This is a genomic window from Eikenella corrodens (genome assembly GCF_003990355.1).
Lineage (GTDB): Bacteria > Pseudomonadota > Gammaproteobacteria > Burkholderiales > Neisseriaceae > Eikenella > Eikenella corrodens_B.
Genome location: NZ_CP034670.1, coordinates 2,271,300 through 2,290,962 on the forward strand (window position 1 = coordinate 2,271,300; position 19,663 = coordinate 2,290,962).

Consider the following 19,663-nt stretch of genomic DNA (forward strand, 5'->3'; position numbering starts at 1 on the left):
GCAGGCCGCTCAACCATCAATGCCGTAATTCGGTTGCACCAATGCGCACACCGGGCGGTGGCGGCGGCTGCGGTGACGGCGGCCGGGGATGCGTCCGCATTCCTGCTCGGGGCTGTTGTCGGCGTAGCTGCCGCGTGCGGAGGATTTGCTGCGGCTGTCTGCGTTGCGGCCGCGGCGGCTGTTGCGTGCTTCACGCGGCTCGCGTGTGTCGCGCGGGGCGTGTTCGGCAGCGGGGCGGCCGCCTTCCTGTTGCTGCGGCCACCAGCGCGGTTCGAAGCCTTCAATCCGCTCCACCGGCAGTTCTTTGCCAATAAGTTCTTTAATGGCTTCAAACATTTTCTGCTCGTCTTCGTCCATCAGCGAGATGGCCACGCCCTCTGCTCCGGCGCGGCCGGTACGGCCGATGCGGTGCACATAGTCTTCGGCCTGGGTGGGCATTTCGTAGTTGATCACGAAGGGCAGCTCGGCAATGTCCAACCCGCGCGCGGCCACGTCGGTGGCCACCAGCACGCGCAGTTCGCCAGCCTTGAAAGCGTTGAGCGTTTCCAAACGGGTTTGCTGCGATTTGTCGCCGTGAATCGGCGCCACGCTGAGGCCGCGCCGTTTCAGGTCGCGGGCTACCTGATCAACACTCTGCTTGGTTTTGCAGAACACGATTACCTGATTGATGTGCAAGTCCACAATCAGCCGCTCCAGCAGGTTGCGCTTTTGGGCGGTGTCGATGGCGATGATGTGCTGCTCGACGCTGGCGCTGGCGGTGTTCTGAGGCGCGGTTTGCACCTGCTCGGGCCGGTTCATAAAATCCTGCGCCAGCTTGCGGATGGGCGGCGAGAAAGTGGCGGAAAACAGCAGGGTTTGGCGCTGCTTGGGCAAAAGTTGCATGATGCGGCGGATGTCGTCGATGAAGCCCATGTCGAGCATGCGGTCGGCTTCGTCGAGCACCACGATTTCCACTTTATCCAGCCGGATGTTTTTTTGCTGCACATGATCCAGCAGGCGGCCCACGGTGGCCACCACGATTTCGCAGCCGGCGCGCAGGTCGGCGGTTTGTTTGTCCATATTCATGCCGCCGAACAACACAGTGTGGCGCAGCGGCAGGTTTTTGATGTAGGCGGCGGTGTTTTGGTCGATTTGGTCGGCCAGTTCGCGGGTGGGGGTGAGCACCAGCATGCGTACCGGATGCATGGCGGGCGAGGTGCTGGTGGTGGCATAGCGTCGCAGGCGCTCCAGACTGGGCAACATGAAGGCGGCGGTTTTGCCGGTACCGGTTTGGGCGGCGGCCAGCAGATCGTGTCCGGCCAATACTTTGGGGATGGCGGCGGTTTGGATGGCGGTGGGCTGTTCGTAGCCCTGGTCGGCCAGCGCGGCGGTGATTTCGGCGGAAAGGCCGAGATTGGTGAAGGGATTGTTCATATTTGCTCCGTGTGGCAGCTGCACGATGGGCGGCTGCGGGGAATGGGGATAGGCTTTGGCGGCGGTTTGGATAAATGCGGCCGGCAAAGGCTGAAGGCTACCTGAAAATATAGGCGGTAACGAAATTCAAGCAGGCCGGCAGGACGCTTGAGTTGCGCGCAAACCGACACGGCAAAATGCCACGAAAAGGGTTTCGGGAGTAGGCGTCTGCCGGGAAACCCGGGCGGAGGCTACCTGAAAACGTGGGCTTCAACGAAATTCAAATAAAAGGCCGACAATGCAAGATGCCGAACAGGCCGTATTGTGCCTGAAAAACCGGTTTTCAGGTAGCCTTTGCAGCGGCCTATTTCCAGATTTGCCGCGTATTTTGGCGCAGGTAGTCGGCATCGGAGAAGGTGGTGATCAGATGCGGCTTGAGGGCGATGAAGATGGCCGACAGCAGGCCGGTGAGGAAGGCTTCGCCCCAGGCAATCAGAAAGAACACCGGCAGCACCGAGCCCAGAAGGATGGCGGTGGGAAATACCCCGGCCAAATACAGCAACACTCCGTTGACCGCTGCGCTGAGCAAGATACCGGCCGCGGCGGCGAAAAAGCCGTTGAGGAAGATGTAGATAAACAGGTTGCGCGGCAGCCGACGCACGATTTGCCGCGCCAGCGCCACACCGGCCAGCGGTGGCACGATACCGGCCAAAACCGTTAGCCCCGCCACGCTCAAATCGTCCACGCCCTGCCACAGCCAGATATAGGGCAACAGCAGCAATACGGCCAGGCAAAATGCAGCCGGAATGTCCACCATCAAGGCCAGCAAGCCGGTACCCAGCAGATGGTAGCTCAACCCGCCCAGCATCCCGCCAACCGGTGCGGCGCGCAGGCTCCAGCACAGCGCCACAATCAACAGCCCAACCCATGCCGCTTGGCGGTGCGTGCGCCATGTTGCCAAGGCCGGGCGTAGGGCAGCGGCAAACAGCAGCAGGCACAGCACATCGGCGGCCAGCAACCAAGGCAGGGGGAACCAGTGAGCGGGGAAATTCATGGGGTGTTAGGGGCTCAAATTTGCCAATCAATCGGCGGCAGGCCGTGCTGTTGCAAATAGGCGTTGGCTTGCGAGAAATGGCGGCAACCGAAGAAGCCGCGGTGGGCGGAAAGCGGCGAGGGATGCGGCGCGGTGAGCACCAGATGGCGGGCGCGGTCGATAATGGCGCCTTTTTTCTGGGCATGGCTGCCCCACAGCATGAATACCAAGTGTTCGCGCCCTTCGTTGAGCACGGCAATCACGTGGTCGGTGAAGGTTTCCCAGCCCAGCGCGGCGTGGGAATGCGCCTGTCCGGCGCGTACGGTGAGCACGGTGTTGAGCAGCAGCACGCCCTGCTCCGCCCAGCTTTGCAGATAGCCGTGTTTGGGGATTTGAAAGCCGGGGATGTCTTGCGCCAACTCTTTGTAAATATTCACTAGAGATGGCGGTACGGCCACACCTTCGCGCACGGAAAAGGCTAGTCCATGTGCTTGGTTGGCGCCATGATACGGGTCTTGCCCGAGGATGACCACGCGCACCCGACCGAACTCGGTCGCACGGAAGGCGTTGAACACGTCGGCGGCGGGCGGGTACACAATCTGCCCGGCTGTGCGCTCGTTGTGCACGCTATGGATAATGTGTTGGAAATAGGGTTGCTGCTTTTCCGCACCGATGGCTTCGTGCCAAGTTTGCATGGGGTTTCCTTATGAGATGGAAAGAGGCTACCTGAAAATAAGCGGGATGCCTTGGGAAAGGCTACCTGAAAACAGAAAACGCTATTTTCAGGTAGCCTTTGGTTACATCAGCCAGCCGTCCGGCGTAACGGGTTGATTGTCAATTAAACGCACAACGCCGACCACTACGCGGAAGAGATACCAAAAGCAAACCAGCACCACCAGCGGCACGCCGATAATCGTGCCGATCAAGGTGATGATCAGCAGGAAGCCCACCGCAAAGCCGATTAGGCTGCCCCAAAAAGTGCGCAGCAGGAATTGGATGTGGTCGAAATAAATCGTGCCGCGCATATCGTCGCGCTTCACATAAGCCACGATGGCGCCGATGATGGTGGGCATGGCAAAGCTGATTACACCCAATGCATACAAGCCGTAAATCACATACATATAGTTGCGTTGCTCGGGCGTGGGCGTGTTGGCAGTGGGCACGGGGTAGGCGGAATCGGGTTGCGTAGTCATGATGACACTCCTTGCAGGGGGTTAATGCGTATCCAGCTCGGCAAAACCTTTCACCAGATTGTCAATCTGCTTGAGCTGGCTCAAGAAAGGCTCGAGCTGGCTTAAGCGCAGGGCGCAGGGGCCGTCGCACTTGGCCTGCTCGGGATCGGGGTGGGCTTCCAAAAACAGCCCGGCCAGCCCCACCGCCATGCCGGCGCGCGCCAAGGTAACAATCTGCTCGCGCCGCCCGCCGGCCGAATCGCTGCGTGCACCGGGTTGCTGCAGGCTGTGGGTTACGTCGAAAAACACCGGCACGTTCATCTGCTTCATGGTGTCGAAGCCGAGCATGTCCACCACCAAATTGTTGTAACCAAAGGCAGAGCCGCGCTCGCACAAGATGATTTTATCGTTGCCCGCTTCCAGGCACTTATTGATGATGTGGCGCATTTCGTGCGGGGCGAGGAATTGCGCCTTTTTCACGTTGATAATCGCGCCGGTGCACGCCATGGCGTGCACCAAATCGGTTTGGCGGCTCAAAAAGGCCGGCAGCTGTAAAATATCGGCCACCTCCGCCGCCGGTGCGGCTTGGTAGGGCTCGTGGATGTCGGTAATTACCGGCACGTTGTAGGCTGATTTAATATCCGCGAGCCATTGCAAACCCTTTTCCAAACCCGGCCCGCGGAAAGAATGCAGGCTGGAGCGGTTGGCCTTGTCGAAGCTGGCTTTGAACACATAGGGAATATCCAGCTTGCGGCAAATTTCCACATAAGTTTCGGCAATTTCCATGGCCAAATCGCGGCTTTCCAGCACGTTCATGCCGCCGAACAAAACGAAGGGGCGGTGGTTGGCAATAGTAAAGCCGTGAAGCGGGATTTGCGAAAGAGCGGTTTGCATGGCGTGTGTCCGTTGTTTGGTTGAATGAAAGATGACGAGATTATAGCGGAAAAGGATGGAATGAAACGGAAGGCTACCTGAAAACGAGGTTGCCGAAGGCAGCCGAGTTTCTGCGGAGCTAAAACGAGTTTGCTGAAAGCAGCCGAGTTTCTGCGGAGCGGACCGAGGTTACCGAAAGCAGACGAGCTTCTGCGAAGCTAAAACAAGGGTTAAGCAGTTTATCTATTTTCAGGTAGCCTTTTTGGGAAAGGCAGGCAAACCAATGAATTGCCTGCTATGTAGTCTGCCTGCACTAGGCTTGGTGTCGAGATTTGAGTACAATGCGCCACATTAAGGTAATGCGTTTGCTGCAAGCAAACACACCGCCAGCCGCCGCCGGAACCTCAAGCAAACAGAGGCTGGCGTTTGCTTCAGCCCGGCCGACAGCGCGCCCTCGGGGTGCAGAAAGTGGAACATGACCAAAGCAAAAACAACGCCGATTTTACCGCCCGCCATGCTGGGCATTTTGGGCGGAGGCCAGTTGGGCCGGATGTTTACCGTGGCCGCCAAACAAATGGGCTACGGCGTAACCGTGCTCGATCCCGACCCCAACTCCCCCGCCGCCGCCCTGGCCGACAAACACATCTGCGCCCCGTATGACGACCTCGGCGCCCTGGCCGACCTGTCCACTTGCGCCGCCGTTACCACCGAATTTGAAAACGTCAATGCCCAAGCCATGCGCGCCCTGGCTTTGGAAACCCGCGTGTGCCCCAGCGGCGACAGTGTGGAAATTGCCCAAAACCGCATTCAGGAAAAAGCCTGGATAGCCAAAGCCGGCCTCCAAACCGCGCCTTATCTGCCCGTTACCCAAGAAGCCGACCTCACCGACGAAGCCGTCGAGCCGCTGCTGCCCGGCATCGTCAAAACCGCCATGCTCGGCTACGACGGCAAATGCCAGGTGCGCGTGTCCAGCCCGGAAGAAGCCCGCGCCGCCTTCAAACAGCTCGGCGGCGTGCCCTGCGTGCTGGAAAAAATGCTCAACCTGCATTCCGAAATTTCCGTAATCGTGTGCCGGCTCAACAGCCAGCAGGTGAAATGCTTCCCGCCCGCCGAAAACCGCCACGAAGACGGCATCCTGGCCTACTCCATCGTGCCCGCCCGCCTGCCCGACGAAGTGCAGAAGCAGGCGCAGGAAATGGCCTGCCAGCTGGCCGAAGCCATGAATTATGTCGGCGTGCTGGCCGTGGAAATGTTTGTTATCGGCAACGACCACAAACTGATTGTGAACGAAATCGCCCCGCGCCCACACAATTCCGGCCACTACACCCTGGATGCCTGCGCCAGCAACCAATTCGAGCAGCAAGTGCGCCTCATGTGCGGCCTGCCGCCTGCCGACACCCGTCTGCTCTCCTGCTGCAGCATGGCCAACCTCTTGGGCGACATTTGGCTGCCCGAAGGCAAAGTAAACTGGCTGCCGCTCCTGCAACGCCCCGACGTACGGCTGCATCTCTACGGCAAAAAAGACGCCCGCCCGAAGCGCAAGATGGGGCACTTCACCGTGCTTTCTTCCCAGTCTGCCGACATCGCGTTTATGCTTGCGCACAAATTGCAGCGGCAGCTGCAGCGCAAAGGGAATTAGCACACGCCAACCTAACAGGGCTGCCGGAAACGGCGGCCTTATCTTCACGGAAAGTGGAAACAGGATTGATTGGTGGGCAAAGGCTACCTGAAATCTTCAGGTAGCCTTTATCTTGCCCACACGGCCTACAACACGTTTTGCGGCCTGCCTTCGGCGAAGGCGGTGATGTTGGCTTCGAGGATTTCGGTCATGTTGAGCAGGGCTTCCTGGCTGGCCCAGGCGATGTGCGGGGTAACGATGAGGTTGGGCAGCGGGGCAAGCAGAGGGTTGCCTTGGTGCGGCGGCTCTTGGCTGAGCACGTCGAAACCGGCGCCGCCGAGCCGGCCTTGTTGCAGGGCGGCGGATACGGCTTGTTCGTCGGCAAGGCCGCCGCGGCCGGTGTTGATGAGGATGGCGGTGGGTTTCATCAGGCGCAGATCGGCCTCGCCGATCATGTGGCGGGTGTGCTCGTTGAGCGGGCAGTGCAGGGAAACGGCATCGGCCTGCTGCAAGGCTACCTGAAACGGGGTGTAGCCTTCGCGCACGGCGGCTGCGTGTTTGTGTTCGCCCCAGATGACTTTCATGCCGAAGGCCTGGGCGTAGCCGGCGAGGGTGCGGCCGATGTTGCCGCGACCGAAGATGGCGAGGGTTTTGCCGCCGAGGTCGTGCATGGGGGCGTTGAAATGGACGAATTGGGGGGATTGCTGCCAGGCGCCGGCGGCGATGTCGCGCATGCTGTCGGGCAGGCGGCGGATGAGGGCGAGCAGCATCATGAAGGCGTGCTGGGCCACGCTTTCGCTGCTGTAGTTGCGCACGTTGCACACGGTAACGCCTGCGGCTTTGGCGGCGGCCAGGTCGATGTGGTCGTAGCCGGTGGCGGCCACGGCGATGAGTTTGAGTTGGGGGTTGGCGGCGAGGTGTTCGGCGCGGATGGCAACTTTGTTGGTGATGGCGATTTGCGCGCCGGCGAGGTGGGCGTTGGTTTGCTCGGGCGCGGTGGCGGGAAATTCGTGCAGGGTGTGGGGGAAGTGGAAAGAGAGCGGGCGGGCGGGAAGGGTGTCGCGGTCGAGGAAGACGATGTGCATGGGCGGCTCCTTGAAACAGGGATGGAAGACGATATGGCCTGCAGCGAGTATAGCGCGAAACCGGGGCAGGCGGAAAGGCTACCTGAAAATCTGCGCGGCCTGTTTTCAGGTAGCCCCTATCGGCTTGCGGCGGCCTGTGCGGATGGCATTGACATGGCAATTTACCTTGGCCGCAACGCTGCCGCGCACGATCCCATTTTGTTGCGGCTATGTTTTCAGGTAGCCTTCACAGCGGCTATACTGCCGCTTTTCCCGGTTTTCAGTTTCAAAACATATGAGTTGGTCGAACGTTTTTCTAAGCGCGCACTTTCTGCTCACGCTGGGCATTGCCCTGCGGGTGATTTACGCCCGCCGTTCGGGCAGTGCGGCGCTGGCCTGGCTCACGCTCCTGTTTGCCTTCCCGTTTGTGGGCGTGGCGGCCTATCTGCTGATCGGTGAGCCGAAGCTGGGGCGTTTGCGTGCGGCGCGTCGGGCGGAGCTGCAAGCCTTCCACGACGAATTTGCCGACCGTTTCCTGCCGCCAGAAGCGGCGCCGGTGGAGGATATCCGTTTCAGCCAGTTGGCACGTTTCGTGCAGGGCAAGGCGGGCTACGCGCCCACGGGCGGCAACAGCGTGCGCCTGCTGTCCGATACCGACGAAATTTTGCAGGCCTTCGTGGCCGATATTGATGCGGCACAGCATTGCTGCCTGCTGGAGTTTTATATCGTGGAAGGCAGCGGCCGAGTGGAGGCGGTGCTGGATGCACTAATGCGCGCGGCGGATCGTGGCGTGCGCTGCCAGCTTCTGGCCGACTCGCTGGGCAGCCAGGGCTTTTGGCTGTCGGACTGGCCGGAGCGGCTGCGCGAGGCCGGGGTGGAGATTACCCCCGCCCTGCCCTTCGGGCTGATCAGCTCGCTGTGGGTGCGCGCCGATTTGCGCAACCACCGCAAAATCTTGGTGGCAGACTACCGCATCGCCTATACCGGCAGCTACAACCTGGTCGACCCCAAACTCTTCAAGCAGGGCGCGGGCGTGGGCGAATGGGTGGACGCGGTGCTGCGCTGCGAAGGCGTGGCGGCGCAGGAATTGGCGGCGGTGTTCTATGGCGATTGGGCGGTGGAAAACGCGCACAACCTCAATGCCACCCTGGAATACCTCGGCGGCTACCTCAGCAGCACGCCCGAACGCTTCGCCGGCAGCGGCAATGAAATCGTACAAGTGCTGCCCTCGCATCCGGGCGGCGATACTTCGCTGGTGTACGATGTGCTGGCAAACGCGCTGAACGTGGCACAGGAATCCGTGCTCATCAGCACGCCCTATTTCGTGCCGGACGAAGCCTTGCTCAACACGCTCACCATGACCGCCCGGCGCGGCGTGGAAGTAACCCTGATTCTGCCCAAGCGCAACGATTCGCGCCTGGTGCGCTACGCCAGCAGCGCCTACTACCAGCCGCTTTTGGATGCGGGCGTGAGGCTGAAAATGTATGGCGGCGGCCTGCTGCACACCAAGGCGGTGGTGGTGGACAACCGCTTTGCCCTGTTCGGCACGGTAAACATGGATATGCGCAGTTTCTACCTCAACCTCGAAGTGAGCCTTGCCCTTTATTCGCCAGACGCCGTGGCCGCCGTGGCCGCGCTATTGCAAGGCTACCTGAAAGACTGCGAAGAAGTGGAGCTGAAAAAATGGCAGCAGCGCCCGCGCATCCGCCGCTTTGCCGAACGTTGCGTGCGGCTGGCCAGCCCGTTGCTGTAGGAGCGGCCAAACCATTGCCTTTGGCCGTGACAAATCGGCATCTTTACCAAAACCGAAGGCTGCCTGAGAACGATTTTGTATTGTTGTACTTGGGGCGGAAAATTGTTTATGTTAAGATAAGCACATTCTTTTATAGCGCACGAATAAAAACCAAGACAAAACGCCGCGTCGCAGATAGTGCCAAGCAGTGTTGGCAAAGCCGGTTAAGGCAGTATTATTCATTTGCTACAACAGACCTTCCCCCTTCAACTTTATACAAAGGACCAACCATGAAGAAAACTTCCGTATTCGCCGCTTTGATTGCAGCTTTCGCCCTGACCGCCTGCGGTGACAACTCCGCTCCGACCGCTGCCTCTGCCGCTTCCGCAGCTTCTACTCCGGCTGCTTCCGCACCTGCTGCCAGCGACGCAGCTTCTGCCCCGGCTGCTTCCGCACCCGCTGCCTCTGCATCTAATGCTTCTGCCGCCGCCTCTGCCGGCGAACACTGGTGCCAGCCTTGGGAAAACAAAATTGAAGAGTACCTGGGCAGCATCAAAGACGAGCAACGCCGCAAAGAGTTTGCCGACATGTACGCCCCTCTGCGCCAGAACATGAAAAACATCCAGGAAAACATGATGAAAACCACTCCCGAACAGCGTAAGCAGGAGTGTGATGCTCTGATGAGCCAGCTGGAAAAAGACATTGCTGAAGATATCGAAGACGCTAAATCAGGCGAATAAGCCCGATTGCAGCCGTATTGAAAACACCGCCGGAAAGCCCGGCGGTGTTTTTATAGTGGATTAAAATTGCAATGATACGGCGTTGCCAACGCCCTTATGTATAGTGGATTAACAAAAATCAGGACAAGGCGGCGAGCCGCAGACAGTATAAATAGTACGGCAAGGCGAGCCAACGCCGTACTGGTTTTTGTTAATCCACTATAACAATATGGTTTGCAGCTCTCCGCCTACACCCTGCCCCGCCAAAGGCTACCTGAAATTCTGAGCATTGCGGAAACCCTGCCGTGCTGCATGTTCAGGTAGCCTTTTATAGTGGATTAACAAAAATCAGGACAAGGCGGCGAGCCGCAGACAGTACAAATAGTACGGCAAGGCGAGACAACGCTGTACTGGTTTTTGTTAATTCACTATAGCAACATAGAGGCTACCTGAAAACCGTGTGCAGGCTAATGTTGCTTCACAGGCAGTTTGATGTGCGGTTTGGCAGGTTTGGACGGTGCTTCCGGGGCGGGCGCAGGGGCGGTTTTGAGGCCGAGTTCGATTTGCTGCTCTTCGCTGAGCAGGTTGCTCCAGTCGCCGTTTTTATACCATTCGGGGCCGTCGGTTTCGATGGGGTGTTGGATGCGTTCGCAGCCGTTGCCGCACTGCAGGTCTTCGGCGCGGCAGTATTTGTCGCAGCCCCAGCAGATGCGTTCGGGGTGTTTGGGAAAAATGGGGAATTTTTTGGCCATGATGTGTGTCCTTATTAACGTGGTCTGAAACATGGCGGCGTGGGCTGGAAGCGGGATGCCTGCTGCTGTGTTGCTCGCTGCTGCAGGGGCAAACATCCCGTTTTCATTGGCGCTGCACTTTGCGCACCTGCGAAATAGCATATAGGGCGCTGATGATTTGCTCCAGCTGCCCGAGGTTGGATACTTGCAGGCTGAAGCTGAATTCGATGAAGCCTTCGCTGTTTTCCTGGGCAGAACTGAGGGTATCGACCGATTCGATGTCTGCACCATGCCCGGATACGGCTTGTGCCATGGCGGCGAGCAGGCCGTGGGCGCGTTTGGCGGATACGGTAATGCCGGTGTGGTAGGTTTTCTTTTGCTCGATGCCTTCCCAGTTGGCATCCAGTTGTTGCTCGGGCGGGGCTTTGAGGGTGTTGGGGCAGGTGTCGCGGTGGATGATGAGGCCGTGGTCTTTCACGAGCAGGGCTTTGATGCTGTCGCCGGGGATGGGGTGGCAGCAGGAAGCGAGTTGGACGCGGCCGCTGTCGCTGCTGCCCACGCTGATGGGGGCAATTCTCACACCGTTGCCCTCGGGCTGGCGGCCAGCAATTTCGGCAATGTGCATGGCCACGGATACGGGGGCAAGCCGGCCCATGCCCACATCGTAGAGGATGTCTTCGAAGCTGGTGTTTTTGCGGCTGAGGTCGTCGAGATAGCTTTGCTTGAGGTCTTCGGAGAGCAGGAGCTCTTGGGGCAGCAGGGCGGTGAGGGCGCGTTGCAGCAGCTGCTCGCCCAGGCGCACGGCATCGCCGCGGTCGATGTTTTTGAGTTTGTTGCGGATGGCGCTGCGGGCGCGGCCGGAAATCACGAAGTTGAGCCAGGCCGGATTGGGGCGGGCGGTGTTGGAAGTGATGATTTCCACGCTGTCGCCGGTACGCAGGCGGGTGCGCAGAGAAACCATGTTGTTGTTGACACGGGCGGCAATGCAGCGGTGGCCGATGTCGGTGTGCACGGCATAGGCGAAATCCACGGGCGTGGCGCCTTCGGGCAGCACGAGGATTTTGCCTTTCGGCGTGAATACATACACTTCGCGCGGGAATAAATCCACCTTCACATGCTCAAGGAATTCGATGGCGTTATCGCCCTGGGCTTGGAAATCGAGGATGTTTTGCAACCATTGGTGGGTGCGTTGGGCGGCCGGGTCGGTGGCGGGGTTTTTGTAGAGCAGGTGGCTGGCCACGCCTTCTTCGGCCACTTTATCCATTTCGCGGGTGCGGATTTGCACTTCGATGGGCAGGCCGAAGGGGCCGACCAGGGTGGTGTGCAGGCTTTGGTAGCCGTTGGCCTTGGGGATGGCGATGTAGTCTTTGATGTGGCCGGGCTTGGGCTTATAGAGGCTGTGCAGCGCGCCGAGGGCGGCGTAGCAGGCGGGAATGTTGTTGACGATGACGCGGAAGCCGTAAATATCCATCACTTCGGAGAAATGCAGTTTTTTGTCCTGCATTTTCTTGTAGATGCTGTAGAGGTTTTTTTCGCGGCCGCGGATTTTGGCTTCGATGTTGGCGCTCACCAGCCGCTGGCTGAAGGCGCTCAATACCTTGCCCACCACATCGCGGCGGTTGCGGCGGCTGGCTTGGCGGGCGCGCTCGAGCACGGCATAGCGGTTGGGCAGCAGGTATTTGAAGGAGAGGTCTTGCAGCTCGCGGTAGGCATGGTTGAGGCCGATGCGGTTGGCGAGCTGGGCGTAGATTTCCAGCGTTTCGCGGGCGATGCGGCAGCGGCTGTCGGGCTTTTTGGCATCCAGCGTACGCATATTGTGCAGGCGGTCGGAGAGCTTGACGATGATGACGCGGATGTCTTTGGTCATCGCCATGATGAGCTTGCGGAAGCTCTCGGCCTGATGCTCGGCCTGGCTGTCGTATTCGAGTTTTTCCAGCTTGGAGAGGCCGTCCACCATATCGGCAATGGCCTGGCCGAATTCGGCGGCCAGCTCTTCTTTGCTCGTGCCGGTGTCTTCAAGCACGTCGTGCAGCACGCCGGCGCACAGGCCTTGGGCGTCGATATGCCATTCGGCCAGCTGCTGGGCTACGGCCATGGGGTGGGTGATGTAGGGCACGCCGCTGTTGCGGAATTGGTTTTGGTGGGCGCGGATGCCGAAATCGCAGGCGCGGTTGAGCAGGTTTTGGTCTTCGGTTTTCAGGTAGCCTGCGGCGCGCAGCAGGGATTGGCGGCTGCGTTCGATGATGAGGCGGTATACCTCGTTGATTTGCCGGCGGCACTGGGCAAGCTGGGCTTCTTGGCCGGCTTCGGTATCTGTGTGGATATGGGCGGCGATTTCGGCGCACACTTCGCCGAACGCGGACTGCAAAAAGGCGGGATCGGCCTGTGTGCCGAGGTCTTCCATGGCAATTTGCACCAGCACCGCGCACAGGGCGTGCACGCGCTGTTTTTCTTCGGCCAGCGCGGCGGTGAGGCGGAAGGCGCGTTCGAGCCGCTCGGGCTGCCCCTGTTTGGCGGCGGTATCGTAAATGTAAACGCAGGCGGCTTCGAGCAGGGACCAGCGTTCCATTTTTTTCAGGTAGCCTGTTTGGGCAAACAGGTGCTCGCGCCAGGCGGCAACGGGGGCGGCATAATCGGCGCTGGGGGCAATCATGGTTATTTGCTGCGGGAGAGGATTTCTTCGCCGATTTGGCCGGCGGCGATTTCGCGCAGGGCGGTTACGGTGGGTTTGTTGTTGCGGATGTCGTCCACCAGCGGTTTGGAGCCGTTGGCCAGCTGGCGGGCGCGGTAGGCGGCGGCCAGGGTGAGGTTGAAGTGGTTGGGGATGCGGCCGATGCAGTCTTCTACGGTAATGCGTGCCATGATGTGTTCCTTTATGTGATGAGTGAATGGGATAAATGTTTTCAGGTAGCCTGCGGGCAGCCGGGGCTACCTGAAAATAAAATTAAGCGTTGCCGCCGCTGCCGAGCAGCCCGGTGAGGAAGGGCGTTTGGCTTTCCAGATGGAAACGCTGGGATTTGATGATGTGCAGCAGGGCGGCTTCGGCGGCGGCGAGGTCGTCGTTCACCACCAAGTAGTCAAACAGGCGCGCCTGCTCGATTTCGTTGCGCGCTTCGGCCAGCCGCACGGCAATCACCTGCGGGGCGTCGGCGGCGCGTTGGTGCAGGCGCTGCTCCAAAGTGGCCAGGGAAGGCGGGGCGATGAAGATGCTGTAGGCCTGCGGCAGCTGGCGGCGGATTTGCTCCGCGCCTTGGGTGTCGATTTCGAGGATAACGTCGACGCCCTGGCGGGTGAGGCTTTCCAGGCTTTGGGTGCTGGTGCCGTAATAGTTGCCGTACACTTTGGCGTATTCCACAAACTGCCCTTCTTCTATCATGCGCTCGAATTCGGGCACGCTGACGAAGTGGTAGTGTTTGCCGTTTTCCTCGCCGCGGCGCGGGGCGCGGGTGGTGTGGGAAACGGACACGCGGATGTCGGAGTGGTGCTGCAGCAGCCGGGCGATCAGCGTGGTTTTGCCTGTGCCGGAGGCGGCGGAAATAACGAAAATATTGCCTTGCATGGTGCGGGAAATTTTGGTGGAAGTTCGGGCGTATTATCGCATAGCGCCCAAGGCTTTGAAAGGGCGGCGGCCAAGGCCGGGCACTTTGCCGGCGCGTGGTTTTCAGGTAGCCTTTACTCAGGCGGGCTACCTGAAAACCGAAAATCCCCGCGCTTTTGCTTTTGCGGGAAACGGGGTAAAATTACGCTTTCCAAATCGGGCATTGCATCATGACCAAATTTATTTTCGTAACCGGCGGCGTGGTATCTTCCTTAGGGAAAGGTATCGCCGCCGCTTCTATTGCCGCCATCCTCGAATCGCGCGGGCTGAACGTTACCATGCTCAAACTGGACCCGTATATCAACGTGGACCCCGGTACGATGAGCCCTTTCCAGCACGGCGAGGTGTTCGTAACCGAAGACGGCGCGGAAACCGACCTCGACCTCGGCCACTACGAACGCTTTATCGACGCCAAGCTCACCCGCGCCAACAGCTTCAGCGCCGGGCAGGTGTATGAAAACGTGATTGCCAAAGAGCGGCGCGGCGACTATTTGGGCGGCACGGTGCAGGTGATTCCGCACATCACCGACGAAATCAAACGCCGCATCCACGAAGGTGCGGCCAATAAAGACGTGGCTATTGTGGAAATCGGCGGCACGGTGGGCGACATCGAATCGCTGCCGTTTTTGGAAGCCATCCGCCAGATGCGCAGCCAGCTCGGCCGCGCCAACACCCTGTTCGTGCACTTAAGCTACGTCCCCTACATCGCCGCCGCCGGTGAAATCAAAACCAAGCCCACCCAGCATTCGGTGAAAGAATTGCGCGAAATCGGCATCCAGCCCGACGTGCTCATCTGCCGCATGGACAGGCCGCTGCCCGAAGAAGAGCGGCGCAAAATCGCCCTCTTCTGCAACGTGGAAGAGCGTGCCGTAATCGGTTGCTACGATGCCGACAGCATCTACAAAATCCCCGAAATGCTGCACGGCCAGGGCATCGACGATGCCATTTGCGAGCAGCTCCAGCTCAACATCCGCCAGGCCGACCTCACCGAATGGCGCAAAATCGTGTATGCCATCGAGCATCCGAAGCACACCGTGCACATCGCCATGGTGGGCAAATATGTGGACCTGACCGAATCCTACAAATCGCTCAGCGAAGCCCTGAAGCACGCCGGCATCCACACCGAAACCGAAGTGCGCATCTCCTATATCGACAGCGAAAACATCGAAACCGAAGGCACGGACTGCCTGAAAAACTTCGATGCCATCCTCGTGCCAGGCGGTTTCGGCGTGCGCGGCGTGGAAGGCAAAATCGCCGCTGCCCGCTATGCCCGCGAAAACAAAGTGCCCTATTTGGGCATCTGCCTCGGCATGCAGATTGCGCTCATCGAGTTTGCCCGCCACATGGCCGGCATGGAAGGCGCCAACTCCACCGAATTCGATTTGAAAACGCCCTATCCCGTGGTGGCGCTGATTGACGAATGGCAAACCGCCGACGGCGCGGTGGAAAAACGCGATGAACACGCCGATTTGGGCGGCACCATGCGCTTGGGCGCGCAGGAAGTGGCGCTTGCCGACGGCAGCCTGGCCGCCGCCATCTACGGCAGCACCAACATCAAAGAACGCCACCGCCACCGTTATGAAGTAAACAACCATTTCGTACCGGTGCTGGAAAAGGCCGGGCTGGTGATCAGCGGCGTATCCGGCGGGCGCGAACGTTTGGTGGAAACCATCGAGTTGCCGCAGGGCGCGCACCCCTGGTTCTTCGCCAGCCAGTTCCACCCCGAATTCACTTCCACGCCGCGCAAAGGGCACCCGCTGTTCGCCTCGTTTGTGAAAGCCGCCTTGCAGCATAAGGAATAAACACTGGCCGTCGGCTTGAAGAAAGGCTACCTGAAAAAGCCCGCGAGGGTTTTCAGGTAGCCTTTTATAGCGGATGAAACAATAAGGGCGCTACAGATTTCCGACACCAGGGCAAACCGCAGGCAGTGCGAAAGTGCGGCAAAACGAATCAACTCCGCAGCGCAGTTAAATTACCTGCCATATCGCGGCTTGGATTGGCTGCCAAACGAAAGGCTGCCTGAAAAGAGGCTACCTGAAACGGTAAGCCGTGCTTTCAGGTAGCCTTATTTATATTGCCGCAGTGCGGTTTATGTGCGGCGCTGCAGTTTGCAGGCGAGCATGATGCCGGCGGCCAGCTCTTCCACGGATTTGTGGGTGGTGCTGGTGTGGGGGATGCCGTGCTGGCGGAACATGGATTCGGCTTCGTGCACTTCGCGCCGGCAGTTTTCCGGGCTGGCGTATTGGGAGTTGGGGCGGCGCTCGGTGCGGATGTGGTGCAAACGGGCGGGATCGATGGTGAGGCCGAAGATTTTGGATTTGAAGGGCTTTACCATGCGCGGCAGGTCGGTGCTGTCCAAATCGTCGGGGGTGAGCGGGTAGTTGGCGGCGCGGATGCCGTATTGCAGGGCGAGGTAGAGGCAGGTGGGGGTTTTGCCGCTGCGGGAGACGCCCATGAGGATGACGTCGGCATCGGCGAGGTCTTTGGCGGATACGCCGTCGTCGTGGTTGAGGGAGAAGTTGACGGCTTCCATGCGGGCGTCGTAGCGCTCGGTGTTTTGGATGCCGTGGGTGCGCCCCACTTGCAGCACGGCCTGGGTGCCGAGCTCTTCTTCCAGTTTGTTGATGAAGGCATCGAAAAAGCTCAGGTGCAGGCCGTTGCAGTTGCGGATGATGTGGCGGATGTCTTCGTTCACGATGCTGGTGAAGATGATGGGGCGCAGGTTGCAGCCGTCGGTAATTTTATTCACTTCGGCCACCACGCGCTCGGCTTTTTCGGGGGTGTCGATAAAGGGATAGGTGAGGCGTTTGAATTCGATGTCGTCGAACTGGTTGAGCAGGGCGTCGCCCATGCCCTCGGCGGTGAGGCCGGTGCGGTCGGAAATAAAGATGGCGTGGCGGGTGCAGGGAGGCATGGTCGATTCCTTTCAGGTAGCCTTTAAATGCGGGTGGGCAAACAGGTTTGAAAACGGCTTATTTTAGCAGCTTTTGCGCTTCAAGTTTCAGGTAGCCCATGACAGAAATACGGCCAGCGGCTACAATACCGCCGTTTTCCCTTAACTACCCCACAGGACGGAATAGAATCATGTCTGGCAAGAATGTAATCTGGTTTGAAAATCTGCGTATGACCGACGTGGAACAGGTGGGCGGCAAAAACGCCTCCTTGGGCGAAATGATCAGCCAGCTGGCTGAAAAAGGCGTGCGCGTGCCCGGCGGCTTTGCCACCACGGCCGAAGCCTACCGCGCATTTTTGTCGCACAACGGCCTGAATGAGCGCATTTCCGCCGCGCTGGCCGGGCTGGATGTAGACGACGTGGCCGAGCTGGCACGCGTGGGCGCGCAAATCCGCCAATGGATTTTGGAAACGCCCTTCCCCGCCGAGTTGGAAGCCGACATCAAAGCCGCATGGGACAAACTGGTGGCCGATGCGGGCACCGACCAAATTTCCGTGGCCGTGCGCTCTTCCGCCACCGCCGAAGACTTGCCCGACGCCTCCTTTGCCGGACAACAGGAAACCTTCCTGAATATCCAAGGCTTGGAAAACGTGAAAGAAGCGATGCACCATGTGTTTGCCTCGCTCTATAACGACCGCGCCATCTCCTACCGCGTGCACAAAGGCTTCGAGCACGACGTGGTGGCCCTCTCCGCCGGCGTGCAGCGCATGGTGCGCTCCGACAGCGGCGCTTCCGGCGTGATGTTCACTATGGACACCGAGTCCGGCTTCGACCAAGTGGTGTTCGTAACCGCCTCCTACGGCCTGGGCGAAACCGTGGTGCAAGGCGCGGTAAACCCCGACGAATTCTACGTGCACAAGCCCACCCTGCGCGCCGGCCGCCCCGCCGTCCTGCGCAAAACCATGGGCTCCAAACTGATTAAAATGGTGTTCACAGATACCGCCGAAACCGGCAAATCCGTACAGGTGGTGGACGTGGACGAAGCCGAACGCAAACGCTTCTCCATCAGCAACGAAGAAATCACCGAATTGGCCAAATACGCGCTGATTATTGAAGAACACTACGGCCGCCCGATGGACATCGAATGGGGTCGCGACGGCTTGGACGGCAAGCTCTACATCCTGCAGGCCCGCCCCGAAACCGTGAAATCGCAAGAAGAACGCAACAGCACCCTGCGCCGCTACCGTATCGAAAACAAATCCGCCGTATTGTGCGAAGGCCGCGCCATCGGCCAGAAAATCGGCCAGGGCACCGTGCGCCTGATTAAAAGCGCAGCCGAAATGGACCAAGTGCAGCCCGGCGACGTATTGGTAACCGACATGACCGACCCGGATTGGGAACCGGTGATGAAACGCGCCTCCGCCATCGTGACCAACCGCGGCGGCCGCACCTGCCACGCTGCCATTATCGCCCGCGAATTGGGCATTCCGGCGGTAGTGGGCTGCGGCGATGCCACCGATGTGCTCGCCCACGGCCAAAGCGTAACCGTATCCTGCGCCGAGGGCGACACCGGCCTGATTTACGACGGCCTGCTGAAAGTGGAAGTGATTGATTTGGCGCTGGACAACATGCCTGCTTCGCCGGTGAAAATCATGATGAACGTGGGCAACCCCGAGCTCTCCTTCGGCTTTGCCAACCTGCCCAGCGAGGGCATCGGCTTGGCACGCATGGAATTCATCATCAACCGCCAAATCGGCATCCACCCGCGCGCCCTGCTCGAATTCGACCGCCAGGATGCCGAACTGCAGGCGCAGATTAACGAGCGCATCGCCGGCTACGCCTCACCGGTGGATTTCTACGTGGACAAACTGGCCGAAGGCATCGCCACCATCGCCGCCTCCGCCTACCCGAAAAAGGTAATCGTGCGGATGTCCGACTTCAAATCCAACGAATACGCCAACCTGCTTGGCGGCAATATCTACGAGCCGCACGAAGAAAACCCCATGCTCGGCTACCGTGGCGCCGCCCGCTACATTTCGCCCGACTTCAAAGAGTGCTTCGCGCTCGAATGCCGCGCCCTGAAATACGTGCGCGACGAAATGGGGCTCACCAACGTGGAAATCATGATTCCCTTCGTGCGCACCCTGCATGAAGCCGAAGCCGTGGTGAAAGCACTGAAAGAAAACGGCCTGGAGCGTGGCAAAAACGGCCTGCGCCTGATTATGATGTGCGAACTGCCCACCAACGCCATCCTGGCCGAACAGTATCTGAAATACTTCGACGGCTTCTCCATCGGCTCCAACGACATGACCCAGCTCACCATCGGCGTAGACCGCGACAGCGGCGGCCCGATTGCCGGCACCTTCGACGAGCGCGATCCGGCGGTGAAAGTGATGCTGCACCTGGCCATCAAAGCCTGCCGCAAGCTGAACAAATACATCGGCATCTGCGGCCAAGGCCCGTCCGACCACCCCGACTTCGCCAAATGGCTGGTTGAACAAGGCATCGAAACCATTTCGTTGAACCCGGATACCGTGATTGAAACCTGGCTCTATCTGGCCAAAGAGCTGCCGCCCAAGCAGTAAGCTAGGCTAGCAAACCATAGCAAAGGCTACCTGAAAACGCCACGCCGCTATTTTTGCATAGCGGAGTTTTCAGGTAGCCTCAATTACGCTTTGCCCACCCGCATAGAAGGCAAGCCGTGCTGCATTTTGCAGCAATATGCAAATTTTGCTGCCGCCGCAGGCAGCATGAATTACAATGCCGCACCGCAACAGGCTACCTGAAATTTCAGGTAGCCGGTTTTTCAGGTAGCCCGTACACACCACCATAAGGATT

At 59.4% G+C, this 19,663-nt stretch carries 16 protein-coding genes; 5 read left to right on the forward strand and 11 right to left on the reverse strand.

Features of this window, described 5'->3' with window-relative positions; all coding sequences use genetic code 11:
* Positions 1 to 9: 9 nt before the first annotated feature.
* The 5 genes from ELB75_RS11550 to kdsA all read right to left on the reverse strand — a co-directional run bounded on the left by ELB75_RS11550 (position 10) and on the right by kdsA (position 4,491).
* A complete protein-coding gene (locus ELB75_RS11550; protein ID WP_126984300.1) occupies positions 10 to 1,413 on the reverse strand; it encodes a DEAD/DEAH box helicase in 1,404 nt (467 codons plus the stop codon).
* Between the two features lie 343 nt (positions 1,414 to 1,756).
* Positions 1,757 to 2,446 (reverse strand): energy-coupling factor ABC transporter permease, encoded by a 690-nt coding sequence (locus ELB75_RS11555; RefSeq protein WP_126984020.1) that lies wholly within the window; start codon positions 2,444 to 2,446, stop codon positions 1,757 to 1,759.
* A 14-nt stretch (positions 2,447 to 2,460) separates the two neighbouring features.
* Positions 2,461 to 3,120: a uracil-DNA glycosylase gene (gene ung / locus ELB75_RS11560; protein WP_126984021.1), complete on the reverse strand. Its 660-nt coding sequence runs from the start codon at positions 3,118 to 3,120 to the stop codon at positions 2,461 to 2,463.
* A gap of 102 nt (positions 3,121 to 3,222) precedes the next feature.
* Positions 3,223 to 3,618, reverse strand: coding sequence for a DUF4870 family protein (locus ELB75_RS11565; protein ID WP_206501457.1), 396 nt, complete (start codon positions 3,616 to 3,618; stop codon positions 3,223 to 3,225).
* A gap of 21 nt (positions 3,619 to 3,639) precedes the next feature.
* Positions 3,640 to 4,491 carry a 3-deoxy-8-phosphooctulonate synthase gene (kdsA, locus tag ELB75_RS11570; RefSeq protein WP_126984022.1) on the reverse strand — a complete coding sequence of 284 codons (852 nt, stop codon included), beginning with the start codon at positions 4,489 to 4,491 and terminating at the stop codon, positions 3,640 to 3,642.
* Between the two features lie 454 nt (positions 4,492 to 4,945).
* Here kdsA and ELB75_RS11575 point away from each other — a divergent pair, with 454 nt between their 5' ends.
* Positions 4,946 to 6,109, forward strand: coding sequence for a 5-(carboxyamino)imidazole ribonucleotide synthase (locus tag ELB75_RS11575; RefSeq protein WP_126984023.1), 1,164 nt, complete (start codon positions 4,946 to 4,948; stop codon positions 6,107 to 6,109).
* Positions 6,110 to 6,234: 125 nt separating this feature from the next.
* Here the strand turns inward: ELB75_RS11575 and ELB75_RS11580 are convergent, their stop codons facing one another.
* Positions 6,235 to 7,173, reverse strand: coding sequence for a D-2-hydroxyacid dehydrogenase (locus tag ELB75_RS11580; protein WP_126984024.1), 939 nt, complete (start codon positions 7,171 to 7,173; stop codon positions 6,235 to 6,237).
* Between the two features lie 274 nt (positions 7,174 to 7,447).
* Here ELB75_RS11580 and cls point away from each other — a divergent pair, with 274 nt between their 5' ends.
* Entirely contained in the window at positions 7,448 to 8,905 is a 1,458-nt protein-coding gene (cls, locus tag ELB75_RS11585) for a cardiolipin synthase (protein WP_126984025.1), read from the forward strand.
* 269 nt (positions 8,906 to 9,174) lie between these two features.
* On the forward strand, positions 9,175 to 9,624 hold the full coding sequence (locus tag ELB75_RS12740; RefSeq protein WP_206501458.1) for a hypothetical protein: 450 nt from the start codon (positions 9,175 to 9,177) through the stop codon (positions 9,622 to 9,624).
* A 446-nt stretch (positions 9,625 to 10,070) separates the two neighbouring features.
* Here ELB75_RS12740 and ELB75_RS11595 read toward each other — a convergent pair whose 3' ends face one another.
* The 4 genes from ELB75_RS11595 to gmk all read right to left on the reverse strand — a co-directional run bounded on the left by ELB75_RS11595 (position 10,071) and on the right by gmk (position 13,905).
* Positions 10,071 to 10,355 (reverse strand): DUF3079 domain-containing protein, encoded by a 285-nt coding sequence (locus tag ELB75_RS11595; RefSeq protein ID WP_126984026.1) that lies wholly within the window; start codon positions 10,353 to 10,355, stop codon positions 10,071 to 10,073.
* Positions 10,356 to 10,458: 103 nt separating this feature from the next.
* Entirely contained in the window at positions 10,459 to 12,987 is a 2,529-nt protein-coding gene (locus tag ELB75_RS11600; RefSeq protein WP_126984027.1) for a RelA/SpoT family protein, read from the reverse strand.
* Between the two features lie 2 nt (positions 12,988 to 12,989).
* Positions 12,990 to 13,196, reverse strand: coding sequence for a DNA-directed RNA polymerase subunit omega (gene rpoZ, locus ELB75_RS11605; RefSeq protein WP_126984028.1), 207 nt, complete (start codon positions 13,194 to 13,196; stop codon positions 12,990 to 12,992).
* A gap of 82 nt (positions 13,197 to 13,278) precedes the next feature.
* A complete protein-coding gene (gene gmk / locus ELB75_RS11610) occupies positions 13,279 to 13,905 on the reverse strand; it encodes a guanylate kinase (protein WP_431306062.1) in 627 nt (208 codons plus the stop codon).
* A gap of 197 nt (positions 13,906 to 14,102) precedes the next feature.
* Here gmk and pyrG point away from each other — a divergent pair, with 197 nt between their 5' ends.
* A complete protein-coding gene (gene pyrG / locus ELB75_RS11615; RefSeq protein WP_126984030.1) occupies positions 14,103 to 15,734 on the forward strand; it encodes a CTP synthase in 1,632 nt (543 codons plus the stop codon).
* A gap of 287 nt (positions 15,735 to 16,021) precedes the next feature.
* On the opposite strand, the gene ppsR is transcribed toward pyrG, so the two are convergent.
* Complete coding sequence (ppsR, locus tag ELB75_RS11620; protein ID WP_126984031.1) at positions 16,022 to 16,846, reverse strand: posphoenolpyruvate synthetase regulatory kinase/phosphorylase PpsR; 825 nt, start codon at positions 16,844 to 16,846, stop codon at positions 16,022 to 16,024.
* 170 nt (positions 16,847 to 17,016) lie between these two features.
* Here ppsR and ppsA point away from each other — a divergent pair, with 170 nt between their 5' ends.
* Positions 17,017 to 19,410, forward strand: coding sequence for a phosphoenolpyruvate synthase (gene ppsA / locus ELB75_RS11625; protein ID WP_126984032.1), 2,394 nt, complete (start codon positions 17,017 to 17,019; stop codon positions 19,408 to 19,410).
* The last annotated feature ends 253 nt before the right edge of the window (positions 19,411 to 19,663 follow it).